The following is a 13689-nucleotide window of genomic DNA, read 5'->3' on the forward strand; positions in this document are numbered from 1 at the left end:
GGCCACCTGACAGACCCCCACCGGCCGGGGGTGCCAAGCCCCCGGCCTTCCCTCCCCGAGGAAGCCATGAAGAAGAAGACCCCCTGGTGGAAGCGCGTCGTCAGCTTCCTGTTCAGCCTGCTGGAGGAGTAGGTGAGCGGCCACATCTACGTCATCGAGTTCAGTGAGGGCACCACCAAGGTGGGGTTCTCCACGAAGCCGGAGAGGCGCCTGAACCAGCACGCCTCGGGCGTGGCTGGATTCGGGATCCGCATCGCCCAGAGCTGGGTGTCCGAGGCGTTCGACTCCGCCCACCAGGCGGAGATGGTCCTCATCTCCTGGTGCGCACTGAACTGCGCCGGCCACCGCAGGAGCGAGTACTTCACCGGTATCGACTTCACCGGGGCCGTGGAGTGGGCCAAGGGGCTCACCTCCATGTCACCGGGGCTGCTGGTGTCGCTCCAGCAGCACGTCCGGAAGCAGGTCCGCCAGCGCGCGATTGCGCGGGCCCGGCTCGCCAACACCTTCCCCGCGGGGGAGTTCCGCTAATGGCCGCCTCGAAGACCAAGCAGTGCAAGCAGTGCAAGAAGAACCGCAGCGAGCGGTTCTTCCGCTCCCCGAAGGCCCGCTACTGCTCCACCTGCCTCAAGGCCAACCGCTCCAGGGCCACCCACGACCGCAGGGTCTCCGAGACCTATGGCCTGGAGCCCGGTGAGTACGCGGTCCTGTTCGCCGCCCAGGGCGGCAAATGCGCCATCTGCAAGGAGAGCCGGCGAGAGCGGCTCTCGGTGGACCACGACCACAAAACGGGCCTGGTCCGAATGCTGGCGTGCCGAAGGTGCAACAACTACCTGCTCGCCAAGGGGGCCCGCGATCGCCCGGAGGTCCTCCGGGCCGCGGCCGATGCCCTCGAAAATCCCCCGGCTCTCCGGATTCTCGGAGAGCGCTACCACATCGACTTCAAGGATTCCCGGTGACCGAAGCCATCAAGCTCCCCCGAAACCTGGCCCTGTACCTGCTGGAGGAGGGCGACCTGGAGAGCCCGGAGCCCATGGACGGCTACGCCTTCGAGGCCGTCCAGGACTGCGGGTCCTCCCGCTGGAGCAGCCACCACCGGCTCATCATCCGCCGCGAGAGCGACGGTGCGCTCTTCGCGAGCGAGGACTACCACCGCGGCCTCACCGAGAACCAGGAGGACGACTACTGGAGCGGTGACTACTACGGCGTGGAGGAGGAGGGCTTCGTCCACTTCCACCCGGTGGAGAAGGTCGCCCTCACCACCTACGAGTACAAGCAGGTGGGCAAGTGAGCAAGCCGTTCATGGACGCCTTGCAGGCGTACTACAAGGACAAGCTCGGCACCGAGGTCGAGGGCCTCCGGATCGAGATCGAGTACGACGAGGGGTACAGGTACTCCTCCTGGACCTACGAGGACCCGTCTTTCAAGGTCCGGGTCTCCCACCTCGACAGCCACGGGGGCCTGCTCTACGAGAGCAACGGCACCGCGGCGGAGTTCCTCTCGGAGCTCTTCGCCTGGGAGGACTCCCAGTGACCGAGTACGAGCCCGAGCGGAGCACGGGATCGATGAGGGACGCGAGTTCCTCGCAGTCCCGAACCATCAAGGTCGCCAAGACCTGCCCCGAGTGCGAGGCCGTCCACCACGTCACCGTCCCGAAGGACGGCTACGAGAGGTGGAGGAAGGGCGAGTACATCCAGCACGTCATGCCCGAGCTGTCCGCGGACGACCGGGAGACGCTGATGACGGGCATCTGCCCGCCCTGCTGGGACCGGCTGTTCCCGGCCGACGAGGACGAGCTGGACGAGGACCGGGAGGTCCCGGACTGGTTCATGGAGCAGATCCGCCCGGGGGACGAGCCCTTCGAGGGCGACGGACACGGGGTGTACCTGTGAGCGACTACACGGGCGCATGGTCAAAGCCCTCGGGACGAGGGCTTCTTAGCGGAACACGTGCTCCGCAGTGTTCCTGCGGCCCCGAGGGGCCCAAGGAGATCGTCCCCACCTGGGACTTCGCGGCCTTCCGGAAGTCCTCCCCGGAGGGGCCGTGGGGCGGGATCGAGGACCTCTTCCCCGAGGGCAAGGCCCAGCTCCCCCGCAGTGCGGGGGGCTTCCTGAAGGCCGCCCGCGAGAGCGGATGGGGCTTCGGCCCCATCTCCCTGGTGATGCGCCTCAACAGGGCCGACGCCAGGCCGCTCTACGTGAGCTGGCTCTACAGCACCACCAGCTCCAGCTGGAGCTTCGGGGGGGCCGGCGTCAAGGGCCACCACATCGCCAAGGCGACCGAGGCCCTGGCTCTGGTGAAGACGGAGCCCTGGGCTCCGGACTGGAGCCGGTACGAGATCGGCGGCGACTGGGGCGGCCGGGTCGATGCCCGGTGCAGAGACTGCGACTCCTGGATGAAGCTCCCGGCCGTGGAGCTCCCCGAACTCCTGAAGGCCATCGAGAACCACGAGAAGGAACACCATGTCGACTAGGACCAAGCCCCAGATCCACGCGCTGGCCCAGCGCCGGGCGCTGGGCTACCTCCAGCGCGAGCACCGCGCGGACTACGAGCGCTACCGCATCGCGGCCGAGTCCCGGGCGGGCGGGACCGCGGAGGGCAACTGCCTGAACCACGAGAAGCTCTGGTGCCCGCTCCCCAAGGGGGAGCACCGCACCGCCTACCAGAAGGCCAAGAACGCCGCCCGCTACGCCGCGCTCTCGCGGCTGCGGGACGAGCACTACGCCGTCTACCGGGAGGCGTACGACGGCGAGGTCGAGTACCTGCTTGAGGGCGGAGAGGCCGATGCCGCCTGAGGCTGCATCGGTGCGCACCCGGGCGCGCAGGCGACTGCGCACGCTCAGGGCGGCCCAGTTCTCCCGGCTTCTGGCCGGGGAGCGGGCCGCCCGCCAGGGAAACAGCTGCCTGGGGCACCGCCGGGAGCAGTGCCCCACCCCCGAGGCCCACCGCAAGAAGGCAAGGCGGGCGCACCTCAAGGCGGTGAAGGCGGCCACGGACACCCTGACGAGCCGCTACCCAGAGCTGTACGCGCGGCTGTACGCCGCGGCCTCACAAGGGGCACCGGATGCCGCGTGAGCTGAGGCCATGTGGCACCAACGCGGCCTACCTGCGGCACATCCGCAAGGGCGAGGAGGTGTGCAAGCCCTGTCGGGCGGCGCACCAGGCGGAGAACCGCACGAAGTGGCGCATCGCCCCACCAGAGGTCAAGGCCAGGCAGCAGACCCACCGGGCCAACCGCTACGAGGCGACCTCTCGCCTCATCGAGGCCCACGAGGAGGAGTTCCGCGGCCTGATGGACGACATCAGGGCCGGCGGACACCCCGGGGGCGACGTGCGCAACGAGGCCATCCGGCGACTGGTCGCTAAGTACCGCCCCGAGTTCGACAAGCACCTGAAGACGGTCCGCGAGTGGGCGGACGTCTTCGCCGAGTTCATGACCAAGGAGCAGGGATGAGACGCAAGGCGGCCCACGCCCAGGCCATCAGCTGGGCGATGGGGATGCTGACCAGGGACCACCCCGAGGACTACAGGAGCCTCCTGGAGTCCGGTCGGGTCGGCCTGGAGGGCACCTGCCTGGGGCACCGGGTCAAGGACTGCCCGGACCCCCAGGGGCACGCCGCGGAGTACAAGCGCCTGGACGGCCTGATCCGCTCCAGGGCGCGGCGCATCCTGGCGGCCCGGGAGGACCTGCAAGAGGGGTTCGCGGCCTTGCGGGACCAGCGCAAGCGCCACCTCATGGAGGGCACCGCCAAGCCGGTGGAGAGCCCCGCCCGCCTCACTGCGGAGAGCCTGAGGGCCTCGCGCGGTGAATGGATGCCCATCAGGCACTACCCCACCAGCCGTAAGAACGCGGTCACCCATGCTCACCGGGTGCGCGTGGGCCCGTCCCCGGCCTGGGCCCCGGCGGGCGACTTCGAGGCCGAAGTCCGCCCCGCGGAGAACGGCGCCGGCTGGACCGTGTGGGCCGTGTACCTGGGGGACGGGGATGCCTGAGGTACTCGACAGGGACGGGGAGCCCATCCGGGTGGAGTCCGCAGGGTCGGACTCCCCGGGGGTCTACCTCCAGCTCCCGCCCTGGGGTGCGGAGCTGACCCCGGACGGGGTCCGGGAGCTCATCGGGGCACTGAAGGCGCAGCTCGCGGTGGAAGAAGGCGCCGACACCTCCACCTGGCCCACGCCGGGCCAGGTCTACCGGGACCGGCGCCGCCCGGAGCGCACGGTCCAGGTCACGGAGGCTTCCGTCGATGGCGTCGCCTTCAAGGTCCTGACCGGCTCCGCGGCCGGCCTGAACAGGGTCCGCCGCGTCGGGTGGCCGTCCTGGAGCCCCGGCTACAAGGGCCGGGGATACGAGCTGATCGAGGGAGAGAGCTGATGGACGAGCAGACCGCGGCACTGATCCAGGGCCTGACCCGGGATCTGGTGCGCTACGCCTCTTCGGCCGCGAGGGCGGCCGAGCTGGACAAGCAGCTGGAGCAGCTGCGCACCGACCACGACAACGTGGGGCTGGCCAACATCGGGCTGGCCAAGGCGTACCAGCGCAACCTGGAGGAGCTGGAGACGCTCAAGCAGGTGGCCGACGAGCAGGAGGAGCGCCTCCTGAACCAGAGCAAGGCTCTCCGGGAGCCGAAGTGCTCCTGCGACAGCGACCCCATCGAGTGCGGCCACGAGGCGGCACGGGGACAGGCGGAAGCAGCCCTCGAACGGGTGCGGGTCCTCCACCGCCAGTGGGCCACGCACACCGACAGCTACGAACTGTGGAGGGCCCTCGGTCGCGCCCTCACCGCCCGGGACGGGCGGGACGACGACGAGGACTCCACGCAGACGGAGACCGACCAGCACCTCCCCGAAGACCGCAACACCTGACCCCCCCGGGCGGGGGCCTGATGCCCCCGCCCTTCAACCCCCAAGGAGAAGCACGTGACCAAGCCCATCGAGAAGATGCTCAAGGCCGAACTGATCGACGAGCTGACCGAGGTCCGCTCGAAGCTGGAGTCCGAGCGGAACGCCTTCGACCAGCTGGCGATGATGTCCGCCAAGCACGAGGCGTCCATCGGGGAGCTGTTCGCCCTGCTGGCCGAGGCCCACGGCCTCCGGCAGAACGGCGGCTACCACGACGACGACGCCGAGCGCTGGAGCGCCTGGGACAACCGGGCCTCCGAGCTGCTCACCCACCACCGTGAGGGCACCCCCCTGCCGTTCCGGACCGCCGAGGAGGCGGAACTGGCGCTGGAGCGCATGACCGCGGAGCGGGACGCCTACAAGGCGACCGCGGAGCGGCTGGAGGGCAAGCCCAAGCTCTTCGGCTTCTGGGGCAAGCGGTGAGGATCGGACGCGCCGAGGAGATCCTCCGCCACCTGTGGTTGGCGGAGGGGCCTCTGACCACCAAGAGGATCGAGGCGGAACTGAACATCCCGACCGCCTCCGCCCACACCGCGCTGCGCCGAATGCTCACCAGCGGACTGGTCTCCAAGACCGGCGGCGAGAAGGTCCAGGTCCCCGGGTTCGGCGGCTTCTCGCCGACTAGGCCCCATCACGTGCAGAAGCCGGCCTCCTGGTCCCTGACCGAGGAGGGACTCCGCAGGGCGGAAGCCCTGCGCGAGGAAGCCCAGTGAGGGTCCGCATCGAGAGGGCAGGGCTCACGCCCTGCCCCATCCACCCCACCAAGGCCCGCTACCGCCGGAAGACCGGCGCCATCCTGGCGCTCTCGGTGCTCCAGCACCCCAGCTCCCGGGCCCAGAGCCCGGGGGGCAAGGTCCCCTGCCGCGTCTACAAGTGCCCCGCGTGCAGCGGGTGGCACCTCACCAGTCAGCCCGAGAGGAAGAGGGAGGAGTAGATGGCCGTCGCCGAATGCGCCTCCTGCCGGCGCCGCTTCGCCGGGGTCTGGGGCTTCGACGCCCATCAGCAGTGGGACTACTCCCAGCCCCCCGGCTCCCAGCTGACCTGCCTGGACCCCGCCGGAATCCGGGACAAGCAGGGCAGGCCCCGGTTCCGGTTGGACAGGTACCTGCGGTGGTCGGACGCCCGCAGGATGCCCCCTGGAGCCCTTGGGGTCGGGAATCTCAGGCCCTCGCAGGGCTCCCCGGTACTCACCCCCCAGGAGAAGTGATGGAAGCCCCGGAGTTCGTCTACATCCCGGAGTTTGTGGACGTCTCGGACAACCCCTGGGATGGGCGGACGCGCTACGGCGTCCACCTGACCCTGGAGTCCGCGCTGAAGGCGCTGGCCTTCTTCGGTGAGGAGGGAGACCCGATGGTCGCCACTCCCGAGGAGCAGGAGGCCGAGGACGGCACGTGCGCCTACATGGTGCACATGAAGTCCGAGGAGCCCGACGACGACGGCGGGATCTGGATCTTCAAGGAGAAAGTGACGATCCCCGAATCGGGATCGGATGCCTGACGAACTCGACTACGGAGAGCTGATGCACCTGGTGTGCGAGCACTACGGCATCAGCTCTCCCGGCTGGGGCAAGGTGCATTGCCCCGATCCCGACCACGACGATTCCCGTCCCTCCTGCTCCCTGGACATGTCCAAGGGCGTGTGGCGCTGCCACGGCTGCGGAGCAGGGGGCGGGGTCTACCACCTGATCTCGACCATTGAGGGGATGGACCTTGGACTGGCCCGACAAAGAGCGGCGGAAATCGCTGGCGGACGCCTGCCTCCGGTATCAGGAGCAGCTGGGGGAGGCAGGGGAGACCTACCTTCGTGGGCGCGCTCTCAATCCCCTGGAGGCCGCACCCACCTTCCGGATTGGGCGCGTCGCTGATCCCGTCCGCCCCGAGGACCGCCAGTACACCGGGCGCCTGGTGATCCCCGTACTCAAGGCGGGTCAACCCGTGCAGTTGCTCTTCCGGTGCATCCGGCCCGAATGCAAGGTCAACCAGTTCGACGACGAGGGCAACTCTCTGGAGGACCACGGCGAGCACCCCAAGGTGCTCGGTCCCCGGGGCGAGCGGCGCTGGCTGTTCAACACGGACTGCCTGTCGGACCCGTCCAGCGATGAGCTGGACATCGTAGAGGGCGAATGGGACCCCATCGCCCTGACGGACGCACTCGGGCTCCTGGCCATCGGGGTGCCGGGTGCCAAGCGCTGGAAGCCCTCCCGCACGGTCTGGCGCCGGCTGGTGAGGGACTTCCGGGTCGTCCGGTTCTGGAAGGACCCGGACGAAGCAGGAGACGAACTCTTCAAGCAGATCAAGAACGACGTGCCCCACCTGCGGCTCATCGAGACGCAGTGGGACGTGAACAAGACGCTCCAGCGCGAAGGTGCTGGAGCCCTGGTGGAGGCGATGGGACTGTGAACGAGCACGACTACGGCGCGCTGCGCGCCTTCGAGGTGGTCTGGAAGTCCGGCCACATCGAGACCATCCAGGGCCACCGGGTGCAGTACAGCGGCGGCGACACCTTCGCCGTCATCCGGGCCGACGTCGAGAAGCCGGGGGTGCTGGTATGAGCGTCGTGACCACGGTGATGCTCTCGGTGTCCCACGAGGACCCCGACCTGATCATGCACCTGAACATCGAGGCGGCGTACCTCACCGACACCAACCGGAACTACTCCCTGAGGTCCATCACGTTCGTGGAGGCGCACCCGGACCCGTGCCCCGCCGACTGGTGGGGTGGGGGGAAGGTCCCCCAGGCGGACGTCTTTGCCGGGGCGTTCAACCACCTGCCCGAGGCTGAATACCTCGGGCTGATCCGGGACCTCGACTGGAACAGCCCCGAGAGCGTCCAGGTCTTCTTCAAGCGGGAGGATGACGACCGCTTCCGCGTCGCCACGGCTGCGGAGCTTCGAGGCATGGACCTCGAAGCGTTCCTGGAGGAGGAGCAGTGAGCACCTGGATTCAGGACCCGCTCTGGAAGCCGGCCGACGACGCCCCCTGCGGCACGGGGCGCTTCTCGCCCTGCTGCATCGCCGAAGGCCAGTGTCAGACCTGCGGAGACCTACACTTCGTTCCCTGGTGGTTCAGCTCCTGAGACCAAGACAAAGACCCCGGCACCCTTTCCCGGTGCCGGGGTCTTCTCGTGTTCCCGATGGTTCAGTCCTCGCGGGGGGTGGTCTTCCCTGAGGCGATGACCTTGCCACCCCTGCTGATGGACCACTCACGGGGGAGGCCGTCGTTGTCGGTCCAGGACTGGAGCCAGTCGCGCTCTCCGCGGATCATGCGCTCGTCCGCCTCCCGGGCGGTCGGCGCGGTGATTTCCACGACCTTGGCTCCCAGCGGGGGGCGGTACGTGCTGGTGGGTGTGTAGCGGTAGCGCTGCATCATGACACGGTAACCGTTCTGCTCCCGTTGCAGCGGGAGCATTTGCGCTCCGTCCAGACCAGGTTCCCCTTGGGGTCGGTGACCTGGTAGCTCAGGTGGCCCTTGCCGTGACACAGGGGGCAAGGTCCCCTGCCGCGGCTGCGGCTGATCGTCCTTCTTACCCACGGTTCTCCTTCTCGGCTCTGCGGTCGAGGATCTCGGCCGCCTTCTCAATCTCCTCCGCGTCCAGCGGAGGGGCAATCGGTTCCCCCTTGGCAGTGGGGATGGAGTCCAGCCACAGACCCAGCAGGCGCCCGCTTCCGGGCACCTTGCCCTCGGGAGCCTTGGTGAACTTCCCCGGGGGGTTGTTGCTCCTGAAGCTCACGGGACCAGTCCTTCTTGCTGCTCCAGTGCCTCGCGGAGGTCGTGGAGGGTGTCCTCCATGAGGGTCATGGCCATGCCGGCGGAGAGCTCAGTGTCGGTGAGCGTACGGCGGTCCTTGCGGACCGCTGTCCACCAGCCGTCCCACCGGATGCTCCATCCGGGGTATTCGGCCCTCAGGCGGTCCAGGGCCTGGCAGCGGATCAGCTGCATTTCCATCTCCAGAGACATGCCATCACGCTAGGTGAACCTGTACACACCTGTCCATGCCTAAGCATGGCTAGGTATGGCTTTTTCCGGGCAGGTGTGCTTGAGCACGATGGGGTGGTGACCATCAATCCCGACGCTCCAACGCCGCTCTACCAGCAGCTCGTCCGGATCCTCCGCGAGAGGATCGAGGACGGGACCTATCCGCCGGGAGGGCGGATGCCCTCCCGCTTCGAGCTGGAGAGGGAGTTCGGGGTGGCGCCGGGGACGATCTCCAAGGCGCTGGACCGGCTCAAGCAGCAGGGACTGGTCATCGGGGTCGGGACCTTCGCCAGGGAAGCAGAGAGCCCCGAGCCGTAGCTCGGGGCTCGTCTCGGTAAGGCCTAGCCCTCTTCGAGGGCCCTGACCCGCTCCTCCAGGTCCTCGATGCGTTCCAGCAGCTCCCGCACCAGCGAGAGCTGGTCCGATTCCCCCGCCCCTTCGGCGGCGCCAGGGGCGACGTACACGCCCTTGCCCTGCCGACCGATGAGGAGTCCTTCGGACTTGAGCTCGCGTACCGCGGACTTCACCACGCTTGCCGAGACTCCCCAGCGCTGGGCCAGTTCGGCGGTGCTGGGGATGGCCTCGCCGGGCTTCAGGATCTCGGAGGCGATCTGCGCCCGCAGCTCTCGGGCGATGTCCAGGTAGCCGGGTGGGATGCTCACGGGGAGAGCCTACGGCCTCTGAGGTGAGCGAGCCCTGCCTAGTTAGAATGAGAAAGACCCCGCCCACTTTCCCTGGGCGGGGTCTTGTCGTGCTGGTGGATCAGGCGCGCTCGCGGCGCTCCTCGCGGATGACCTCCCATGCCGCGGTGTCGCGGTCCCACTCCTCGCGAACCGCCACGGTCGCGTGAGTGGTGGTGCCACTCCAGAGGCGGTCTCCCATCACGTTCGGGCTGCCCTGGCGGACGCGCCCCATCCAGTCGCCGTCCAGGTAGACGGCCCACTCGCGGGGGCTGTCGGACTTCTTGAACTCCAGGCCCTTGCCCTTGATCTCGCTCATGCTTCCTCTTCCTCTCGGTTGGCTCTTCATCATGCCCACTGCTCCCGACAGTGGGCATGGGTTTCCGGACTTCTCAGCTCTCCAACTCCGCCAGGATCAGCCCAGCCAGGGGCGTGAGGCGGTTGGCCTCGCACAGGGCCCTGACCCTGGCGAGCACGGTCGCCTTCCCGGGGCTGGAGACCGCGGACCAGCAGCGCTTGCAGCGGTGCACGGGCTTGATGACGGCCAGGTCGTCGGCGTCCCGGGTGGAGCCCGCGGGGACGACCGTGCCGCAGGATGCGCGGACCATGCCGGCGCCGACGTCGGTTCTGTGGTGGTGCAGCTTCATGGTGTTCTCCCTCTGGTTGTGGTCTGAGTCGGGATGAAGGGAGCCGTGAGCCGCGCCCACGGCTCCCGACACCTGGGCTCAGGCCGTTTCGAATTCGGGCTGGTCCCCGAAGCGCTCCCGCGCCTCCTCCAGGGTCAGCACGTGCTTGCGCTCGTGCTGGTACGCCTTGCCGATCACCCACCAGTCGGAGAGGCGGGCCGGCTTGCGCGTCAGGCGAACGATCGGGAGCTCGGGTCCGGCGGCGTCGAACTCTTCGACCACGCCGACCCAGTAGACGGGGTTGACGTACCCCTTGTACGCCTCATCGACCACCACGACGTCACCAGGGGTGATACGGCGGTGTCCCGTGCTCTCTCGCATGATTCCTCTTCTTTCGCGTGGGGGTTCTGTTGGATCTCACCAGTTGTTTACGACGACTGGCAAGGTTTCTCCGGGCTCTGTTACCCAGTCGTCACCTCGGGGGCGATGGTGAACGCCCACGCCACGGTGGCGTGGCGCATGCCGGCCTCCGCGGTACGGGCACGGGAGGCGACGTGGTCGCGCTCGGTCTCGGTGAGGTGGGACATGGTGGCCACCTGGCCCACCAGCCACTCACAGGCATCGTCATGATCCATGAGGGGGCCGATGGACTCCAGGGGCAGGGTCCGGTGGGTGGCGCGTGCGATCCAGAGCATGGGGGTTCCTCTCGATCAAAGAGCCCCGGGCGCGGGTATCGCCCGGGGCGGTGGGTGGTTCAGCCGTCCCACTTCATGCGGACCCGCCAGAGGTCCGCGGGCAGCTTCGAGGGCTTGCGCAGGTAGATCGGCTCAGACGGCCGTGGGGAGGCGTACACGGCCACGATGTCGGCTCCGGACTCCCATGCTGCGGACACTAGGTCCGCGCAGAGCTGCTGGCGCTCCGGGCCTTGGGGGAACCCAATCTCCACAAACGGCTCACTCAGGCGCCCCACCATCACGCCGTGGGACTTGCGGAAGAACGGGAGCAGGAGACCCAGGGCGTGAGCCGGCTTCATGCGGCCGTAGGCCATGTGGGCGAGGCACCCGACAAACGTCCGCTCCTTGGACACCTGGATCTCCCATTCCAGGGAGTAGGTCATCCCGAGTCGGACGAACTCGATCGTGTTGTCCTCGTGGTCGGGCTCCCTGCGGAGCCTCTCCACGCGACGCACGGCCAGTTCTTCCCGCCTGACATCCCCCGCGGCCAGGGCCGCGCGGGTTTCGGCGGACTGCTGAACCCACGCCTCACATGCCTTCTTGGTGTCGGGGCCGAACAGGTAGTACGACGTTCCGCCGGACACGTAGAAGCGTCCGCGGACCTTGACGACCTGGGGAGCGTCCAGGGTTGCGGTGTTCACAGCTTGACCTCTCCGTAGTTCTCGCGGTTCTCGGCGCCCAGGGGAAGGCTGCGCACGATTCCCGCCTCTCGGTTGGGGTTGGGAGCCCCGCCGGATACCCGCCGGCGGGGCGGTGGGGGCTACCAGCGACCGGGCTCTGCCCGCAGCTGGTCCGCGGTGTAGTGCCGCACGGTCAGTCCGTCGTCGCCGGACAGATGCCGTGCGGCGCGCACACAGGCGTCCGCCTCATCCACGGCCCAGACACGAGTCACGTAGCCGCACCAGCAGTTGGGGCCGCAGCTGCAGCTGGGCACATCCCGGAGGAAGACGCCGAAGCGCTGCTCGCTGGGGTGGTGGTCCATGAGGCCGAGCTCGTATTCGGACATGGCTGCTCCTCAGCTAGTCGTTGAAGTGGCGGACGCGACGGCGTCCGGAGTAGTCGTCACGCCTCAAGGCGTGGGCGAACTCGGGGGTGAAGCACAGGGCGCAGGCGCCCAGGGTCACGGCGACGAAGAGCCAGATACCAGCGACCATCACGCCAACCCCCCGATCACGGTGCGGACGTCGCTGCGGAGGTAGTGCACCCCGTAGCGGTTGACCACGCGGACCAGGTGACCGAGCACGGTCAGGGTCCGGACGGAGAGGCGGACACCGGTGATGCGGAAGATCTCGGTGACCTGGGATTCGGTGAGGAGCATGGGGAGGGATTCCTCTCGGTTCGTGGGGACTGCACTGCGAGAGCCGGCGCCCGCGCGTGGCGGGCGCTCGTCTCGCTCGCTTCACGGCCTACGGCCGTTCCGCTGCTACAGGCCGTAGGCCGAGAGGGACTCCTTGGCCTCCTCGAAGCGCTGGCGCGCGATGCCCTCTCGCGCGGACATGAAGAACTCGCTCTGGCCCCGCCACTTGCCGGGCGCCGACTGGTGGAAGATCACGAACACCAGGCCGTTGGTCTTCAGGGTGAGGGTCGCCGTGTGCTCGCCGTCGCGCACGGGGTAGGTGTGGCTGAAGGTGTCGACCACGTTGCCCCACGTGTCAGGGTTGGTGCCGCGGTCGATCTTCCTGTTGCAGATGAAAGTGGTGAGACGGCCGGCGGGGGAGATCTTCATGACGTGCCCTTCTGATCGTTGGGAACTGCACTGACGAAGTGCGACGCACCTGCGAGAGGTGCGTTCGCTTCGCTGCTACAGGCCCGTCAGGAGCGCGTGGTCGGAGGGCGCGAAGAGGAACCGCATCTCCTCGGTGTCGGCTTCCCAGGTCCCGCGCCCGGTGTAGCCGGCGCGGAAGCTCTCGAAGCTCTCGACCAGGCCCGCGGACTCTTCCCGGGTGACCTGGCCGGGCCATCCGGCGACCCACCGGGCCATCTGGGCCAGGGCCTCGGTGAGAGGCACGTCCTTGACCGTGCAGCCCAGCGGCCCGGAGCGCATGGACGCCCGCACGGTGTAGGTGGGCACGTCCGCCGGCCAACCGGCCTTGTTCAGCTCGTAGGCGGTCCGCATGTAGGCGGCCAGTTCGGCGACCGCGGGGTTACTGGGGGCGTCGTGCCAGGACGCGTTCCCGCCCCCGTGGGGGGAGAGGGACGCCCACACGTGCCGGTAGGCGGCCAGGGCATCACTGGTGATCAGGTGGTTCAGGTAGTGCGCGGTCTCGACCTCCCCCAGGTTCATCCGGGAGAGCCGGCCGGCGGTGCACTCGGTGCACCGGGCGGACAGGAAGTGGTTGGTGTCCGCACCGGGGCGGAAGTGGGTGAAGGTGACGTCCATGGGAGGGCTCCGTTCGTTCGGTGATGGCTAAAGCTCACCACCTGTTTGCTACGGCTCGCAAGGTCCGTCACCGGTTCGTTATCTACCGGTGTCTTGGTCGTAATGGACGGAGCCGCCCTCTCGGGTGGGCATGGGCTCTTGAGGGCTGGTGAAGGGGTTTCCGAACCACCTTCAGGGGGCCATGGGAGGGCTTGTGAGACGTGGTGTCTCACGTATGCGTAGGCGAGGGGGCTTGTGCACTTGTGCACGTAGGAATGTCAGCGCAAAGCGCTGTTCCAGCCTCCGGAACGCCGTTACGCCCTTGGATCCCCCGGGATCCCCGCCCGTCGGGCCTCGATCGGCCGGCATGCGCCATGCCCGCCCTGGCCCTGGCGCCCCCTGGGAGCTCTCTGGGCTCTCG

At 68.4% G+C, this 13689-nt stretch carries 35 protein-coding genes and 1 pseudogene; 22 read left to right on the forward strand and 14 right to left on the reverse strand.

Annotated features, from left to right (window positions below; all coding sequences use genetic code 11):
* The first annotated feature begins 132 nt into the window (after positions 1 to 132).
* The 21 genes and pseudogenes from ABD140_RS00655 to ABD140_RS00750 all read left to right on the forward strand — a co-directional run bounded on the left by ABD140_RS00655 (position 133) and on the right by ABD140_RS00750 (position 7827).
* Positions 133 to 528 (forward strand): GIY-YIG nuclease family protein, encoded by a 396-nt coding sequence (locus ABD140_RS00655; RefSeq protein WP_344235491.1) that lies wholly within the window; start codon positions 133 to 135, stop codon positions 526 to 528.
* Entirely contained in the window at positions 528 to 956 is a 429-nt protein-coding gene (locus tag ABD140_RS00660; RefSeq protein ID WP_344235493.1) for an endonuclease domain-containing protein, read from the forward strand. The genes ABD140_RS00655 and ABD140_RS00660 overlap by 1 nt, the downstream gene beginning before the upstream one ends.
* Entirely contained in the window at positions 953 to 1288 is a 336-nt protein-coding gene (locus ABD140_RS00665) for a hypothetical protein (protein WP_344235495.1), read from the forward strand. Before ABD140_RS00660 ends, ABD140_RS00665 begins: the two co-directional genes overlap by 4 nt.
* On the forward strand, positions 1285 to 1530 hold the full coding sequence (locus ABD140_RS00670) for a hypothetical protein (protein WP_344235497.1): 246 nt from the start codon (positions 1285 to 1287) through the stop codon (positions 1528 to 1530). Before ABD140_RS00665 ends, ABD140_RS00670 begins: the two co-directional genes overlap by 4 nt.
* Positions 1527 to 1889, forward strand: coding sequence for a hypothetical protein (locus ABD140_RS00675; protein WP_344235499.1), 363 nt, complete (start codon positions 1527 to 1529; stop codon positions 1887 to 1889). The genes ABD140_RS00670 and ABD140_RS00675 overlap by 4 nt, the downstream gene beginning before the upstream one ends.
* Positions 1886 to 2470 (forward strand): hypothetical protein, encoded by a 585-nt coding sequence (locus ABD140_RS00680; protein ID WP_344235501.1) that lies wholly within the window; start codon positions 1886 to 1888, stop codon positions 2468 to 2470. The genes ABD140_RS00675 and ABD140_RS00680 overlap by 4 nt, the downstream gene beginning before the upstream one ends.
* Complete coding sequence (locus tag ABD140_RS00685; protein ID WP_344235503.1) at positions 2460 to 2792, forward strand: hypothetical protein; 333 nt, start codon at positions 2460 to 2462, stop codon at positions 2790 to 2792. Before ABD140_RS00680 ends, ABD140_RS00685 begins: the two co-directional genes overlap by 11 nt.
* Positions 2782 to 3072, forward strand: a complete 291-nt coding sequence (locus ABD140_RS00690) for a hypothetical protein (RefSeq protein WP_344235505.1) — start codon at positions 2782 to 2784, stop codon at positions 3070 to 3072. The genes ABD140_RS00685 and ABD140_RS00690 overlap by 11 nt, the downstream gene beginning before the upstream one ends.
* Positions 3062 to 3451, forward strand: a complete 390-nt coding sequence (locus ABD140_RS00695; protein WP_344235507.1) for a hypothetical protein — start codon at positions 3062 to 3064, stop codon at positions 3449 to 3451. The genes ABD140_RS00690 and ABD140_RS00695 overlap by 11 nt, the downstream gene beginning before the upstream one ends.
* Complete coding sequence (locus ABD140_RS00700; RefSeq protein WP_344235509.1) at positions 3448 to 3990, forward strand: hypothetical protein; 543 nt, start codon at positions 3448 to 3450, stop codon at positions 3988 to 3990. Before ABD140_RS00695 ends, ABD140_RS00700 begins: the two co-directional genes overlap by 4 nt.
* Positions 3983 to 4369 (forward strand): hypothetical protein, encoded by a 387-nt coding sequence (locus ABD140_RS00705; RefSeq protein ID WP_344235511.1) that lies wholly within the window; start codon positions 3983 to 3985, stop codon positions 4367 to 4369. The genes ABD140_RS00700 and ABD140_RS00705 overlap by 8 nt, the downstream gene beginning before the upstream one ends.
* Positions 4369 to 4860, forward strand: a complete 492-nt coding sequence (locus tag ABD140_RS00710) for a hypothetical protein (protein ID WP_344235513.1) — start codon at positions 4369 to 4371, stop codon at positions 4858 to 4860. Before ABD140_RS00705 ends, ABD140_RS00710 begins: the two co-directional genes overlap by 1 nt.
* A gap of 54 nt (positions 4861 to 4914) precedes the next feature.
* Complete coding sequence (locus ABD140_RS00715; RefSeq protein WP_344235515.1) at positions 4915 to 5319, forward strand: hypothetical protein; 405 nt, start codon at positions 4915 to 4917, stop codon at positions 5317 to 5319.
* Complete coding sequence (locus tag ABD140_RS00720) at positions 5316 to 5609, forward strand: hypothetical protein (RefSeq protein ID WP_344235517.1); 294 nt, start codon at positions 5316 to 5318, stop codon at positions 5607 to 5609. Before ABD140_RS00715 ends, ABD140_RS00720 begins: the two co-directional genes overlap by 4 nt.
* Positions 5606 to 5830 (forward strand): hypothetical protein, encoded by a 225-nt coding sequence (locus ABD140_RS00725; RefSeq protein ID WP_344235519.1) that lies wholly within the window; start codon positions 5606 to 5608, stop codon positions 5828 to 5830. Before ABD140_RS00720 ends, ABD140_RS00725 begins: the two co-directional genes overlap by 4 nt.
* Positions 5831 to 6103 carry a hypothetical protein gene (locus ABD140_RS00730; RefSeq protein WP_344235521.1) on the forward strand — a complete coding sequence of 91 codons (273 nt, stop codon included), beginning with the start codon at positions 5831 to 5833 and terminating at the stop codon, positions 6101 to 6103.
* Positions 6103 to 6393 (forward strand): hypothetical protein, encoded by a 291-nt coding sequence (locus ABD140_RS00735; RefSeq protein ID WP_344235523.1) that lies wholly within the window; start codon positions 6103 to 6105, stop codon positions 6391 to 6393. The genes ABD140_RS00730 and ABD140_RS00735 overlap by 1 nt, the downstream gene beginning before the upstream one ends.
* A gap of 127 nt (positions 6394 to 6520) precedes the next feature.
* A pseudogene (locus ABD140_RS40040) lies at positions 6521 to 6580 on the forward strand (hypothetical protein); the annotation flags it as partial.
* 25 nt (positions 6581 to 6605) lie between these two features.
* On the forward strand, positions 6606 to 7295 hold the full coding sequence (locus tag ABD140_RS00740) for a hypothetical protein (protein WP_344235525.1): 690 nt from the start codon (positions 6606 to 6608) through the stop codon (positions 7293 to 7295).
* Positions 7292 to 7447 carry a hypothetical protein gene (locus ABD140_RS00745; protein WP_344235527.1) on the forward strand — a complete coding sequence of 52 codons (156 nt, stop codon included), beginning with the start codon at positions 7292 to 7294 and terminating at the stop codon, positions 7445 to 7447. The genes ABD140_RS00740 and ABD140_RS00745 overlap by 4 nt, the downstream gene beginning before the upstream one ends.
* Positions 7444 to 7827, forward strand: a complete 384-nt coding sequence (locus ABD140_RS00750) for a hypothetical protein (protein WP_344235529.1) — start codon at positions 7444 to 7446, stop codon at positions 7825 to 7827. Before ABD140_RS00745 ends, ABD140_RS00750 begins: the two co-directional genes overlap by 4 nt.
* 205 nt (positions 7828 to 8032) lie before the next feature.
* Here ABD140_RS00750 and ABD140_RS00755 read toward each other — a convergent pair whose 3' ends face one another.
* The 3 genes from ABD140_RS00755 to ABD140_RS00765 form a co-directional block, all read right to left on the reverse strand.
* Positions 8033 to 8302: a hypothetical protein gene (locus ABD140_RS00755; RefSeq protein ID WP_344235531.1), complete on the reverse strand. Its 270-nt coding sequence runs from the start codon at positions 8300 to 8302 to the stop codon at positions 8033 to 8035.
* Positions 8303 to 8417: 115 nt separating this feature from the next.
* The gene (locus ABD140_RS00760) at positions 8418 to 8624 is read right to left on the reverse strand and encodes a hypothetical protein (protein WP_344235533.1); all 207 of its coding nucleotides are present in this window, start codon (positions 8622 to 8624) and stop codon (positions 8418 to 8420) included.
* Positions 8621 to 8851, reverse strand: a complete 231-nt coding sequence (locus ABD140_RS00765; RefSeq protein ID WP_344235535.1) for a hypothetical protein — start codon at positions 8849 to 8851, stop codon at positions 8621 to 8623. Before ABD140_RS00765 ends, ABD140_RS00760 begins: the two co-directional genes overlap by 4 nt.
* Positions 8852 to 8947: 96 nt before the next feature.
* Here ABD140_RS00765 and ABD140_RS00770 point away from each other — a divergent pair, with 96 nt between their 5' ends.
* Complete coding sequence (locus ABD140_RS00770; protein WP_344235537.1) at positions 8948 to 9187, forward strand: GntR family transcriptional regulator; 240 nt, start codon at positions 8948 to 8950, stop codon at positions 9185 to 9187.
* Between the two features lie 23 nt (positions 9188 to 9210).
* Here ABD140_RS00770 and ABD140_RS00775 read toward each other — a convergent pair whose 3' ends face one another.
* The 11 genes from ABD140_RS00775 to ABD140_RS00825 form a co-directional block, all read right to left on the reverse strand.
* On the reverse strand, positions 9211 to 9531 hold the full coding sequence (locus tag ABD140_RS00775) for a GntR family transcriptional regulator (protein ID WP_344235539.1): 321 nt from the start codon (positions 9529 to 9531) through the stop codon (positions 9211 to 9213).
* A gap of 100 nt (positions 9532 to 9631) precedes the next feature.
* On the reverse strand, positions 9632 to 9868 hold the full coding sequence (locus ABD140_RS00780) for a hypothetical protein (protein WP_344235541.1): 237 nt from the start codon (positions 9866 to 9868) through the stop codon (positions 9632 to 9634).
* Between the two features lie 73 nt (positions 9869 to 9941).
* Complete coding sequence (locus ABD140_RS00785; protein WP_344235543.1) at positions 9942 to 10196, reverse strand: hypothetical protein; 255 nt, start codon at positions 10194 to 10196, stop codon at positions 9942 to 9944.
* A 78-nt stretch (positions 10197 to 10274) separates the two neighbouring features.
* The gene (locus ABD140_RS00790; RefSeq protein ID WP_344235545.1) at positions 10275 to 10556 is read right to left on the reverse strand and encodes a hypothetical protein; all 282 of its coding nucleotides are present in this window, start codon (positions 10554 to 10556) and stop codon (positions 10275 to 10277) included.
* Positions 10557 to 10636: 80 nt separating this feature from the next.
* Positions 10637 to 10870 carry a hypothetical protein gene (locus ABD140_RS00795; protein WP_344235547.1) on the reverse strand — a complete coding sequence of 78 codons (234 nt, stop codon included), beginning with the start codon at positions 10868 to 10870 and terminating at the stop codon, positions 10637 to 10639.
* 59 nt (positions 10871 to 10929) lie between these two features.
* A complete protein-coding gene (locus tag ABD140_RS00800) occupies positions 10930 to 11550 on the reverse strand; it encodes a hypothetical protein (protein ID WP_344235549.1) in 621 nt (206 codons plus the stop codon).
* Between the two features lie 119 nt (positions 11551 to 11669).
* On the reverse strand, positions 11670 to 11915 hold the full coding sequence (locus tag ABD140_RS00805) for a hypothetical protein (protein WP_344235551.1): 246 nt from the start codon (positions 11913 to 11915) through the stop codon (positions 11670 to 11672).
* 13 nt (positions 11916 to 11928) lie between these two features.
* Complete coding sequence (locus tag ABD140_RS00810) at positions 11929 to 12063, reverse strand: hypothetical protein (RefSeq protein WP_344235553.1); 135 nt, start codon at positions 12061 to 12063, stop codon at positions 11929 to 11931.
* Positions 12063 to 12227 carry a hypothetical protein gene (locus ABD140_RS00815; RefSeq protein ID WP_344235555.1) on the reverse strand — a complete coding sequence of 55 codons (165 nt, stop codon included), beginning with the start codon at positions 12225 to 12227 and terminating at the stop codon, positions 12063 to 12065. Before ABD140_RS00815 ends, ABD140_RS00810 begins: the two co-directional genes overlap by 1 nt.
* A gap of 105 nt (positions 12228 to 12332) precedes the next feature.
* Positions 12333 to 12635, reverse strand: a complete 303-nt coding sequence (locus ABD140_RS00820; RefSeq protein WP_344235557.1) for a hypothetical protein — start codon at positions 12633 to 12635, stop codon at positions 12333 to 12335.
* A 75-nt stretch (positions 12636 to 12710) separates the two neighbouring features.
* On the reverse strand, positions 12711 to 13289 hold the full coding sequence (locus tag ABD140_RS00825) for a hypothetical protein (RefSeq protein WP_344235559.1): 579 nt from the start codon (positions 13287 to 13289) through the stop codon (positions 12711 to 12713).
* Positions 13290 to 13689: the final 400 nt, after the last annotated feature.

The sequence above is a fragment of the Actinocorallia libanotica genome (assembly GCF_039525175.1).
In the GTDB taxonomy this organism is placed as follows: Bacteria; Actinomycetota; Actinomycetes; order Streptosporangiales; family Streptosporangiaceae; genus Actinocorallia; species Actinocorallia libanotica.

Bases quoted from the DNA above. Each gene is read 5' to 3' on its own strand.
- ABD140_RS00795 (WP_344235547.1), bottom strand. From the start codon at position 10,870: ATGCTCTGGATCGCACGCGCCACCCACCGGACCCTGCCCCTGGAGTCC.
- ABD140_RS00815 (WP_344235555.1), bottom strand. From the start codon at position 12,227: ATGCTCCTCACCGAATCCCAGGTCACCGAGATCTTCCGCATCACCGGT.
- ABD140_RS00750 (WP_344235529.1), top strand. From the start codon at position 7,444: ATGAGCGTCGTGACCACGGTGATGCTCTCGGTGTCCCACGAGGACCCC.
- ABD140_RS00660 (WP_344235493.1), top strand. From the start codon at position 528: ATGGCCGCCTCGAAGACCAAGCAGTGCAAGCAGTGCAAGAAGAACCGC.
- ABD140_RS00765 (WP_344235535.1), bottom strand. From the start codon at position 8,851: ATGTCTCTGGAGATGGAAATGCAGCTGATCCGCTGCCAGGCCCTGGAC.
- ABD140_RS00755 (WP_344235531.1), bottom strand. From the start codon at position 8,302: ATGCTCCCGCTGCAACGGGAGCAGAACGGTTACCGTGTCATGATGCAG.
- ABD140_RS00705 (WP_344235511.1), top strand. From the start codon at position 3,983: ATGCCTGAGGTACTCGACAGGGACGGGGAGCCCATCCGGGTGGAGTCC.
- ABD140_RS00780 (WP_344235541.1), bottom strand. From the start codon at position 9,868: ATGAGCGAGATCAAGGGCAAGGGCCTGGAGTTCAAGAAGTCCGACAGC.
- ABD140_RS00690 (WP_344235505.1), top strand. From the start codon at position 2,782: ATGCCGCCTGAGGCTGCATCGGTGCGCACCCGGGCGCGCAGGCGACTG.
- ABD140_RS00805 (WP_344235551.1), bottom strand. From the start codon at position 11,915: ATGTCCGAATACGAGCTCGGCCTCATGGACCACCACCCCAGCGAGCAG.
- ABD140_RS00730 (WP_344235521.1), top strand. From the start codon at position 5,831: ATGGCCGTCGCCGAATGCGCCTCCTGCCGGCGCCGCTTCGCCGGGGTC.
- ABD140_RS00710 (WP_344235513.1), top strand. From the start codon at position 4,369: ATGGACGAGCAGACCGCGGCACTGATCCAGGGCCTGACCCGGGATCTG.
- ABD140_RS00700 (WP_344235509.1), top strand. From the start codon at position 3,448: ATGAGACGCAAGGCGGCCCACGCCCAGGCCATCAGCTGGGCGATGGGG.
- ABD140_RS00825 (WP_344235559.1), bottom strand. From the start codon at position 13,289: ATGGACGTCACCTTCACCCACTTCCGCCCCGGTGCGGACACCAACCAC.
- ABD140_RS00790 (WP_344235545.1), bottom strand. From the start codon at position 10,556: ATGCGAGAGAGCACGGGACACCGCCGTATCACCCCTGGTGACGTCGTG.
- ABD140_RS00810 (WP_344235553.1), bottom strand. From the start codon at position 12,063: ATGGTCGCTGGTATCTGGCTCTTCGTCGCCGTGACCCTGGGCGCCTGC.
- ABD140_RS00695 (WP_344235507.1), top strand. From the start codon at position 3,062: ATGCCGCGTGAGCTGAGGCCATGTGGCACCAACGCGGCCTACCTGCGG.
- ABD140_RS00785 (WP_344235543.1), bottom strand. From the start codon at position 10,196: ATGAAGCTGCACCACCACAGAACCGACGTCGGCGCCGGCATGGTCCGC.
- ABD140_RS00685 (WP_344235503.1), top strand. From the start codon at position 2,460: ATGTCGACTAGGACCAAGCCCCAGATCCACGCGCTGGCCCAGCGCCGG.
- ABD140_RS00820 (WP_344235557.1), bottom strand. From the start codon at position 12,635: ATGAAGATCTCCCCCGCCGGCCGTCTCACCACTTTCATCTGCAACAGG.
- ABD140_RS00735 (WP_344235523.1), top strand. From the start codon at position 6,103: ATGGAAGCCCCGGAGTTCGTCTACATCCCGGAGTTTGTGGACGTCTCG.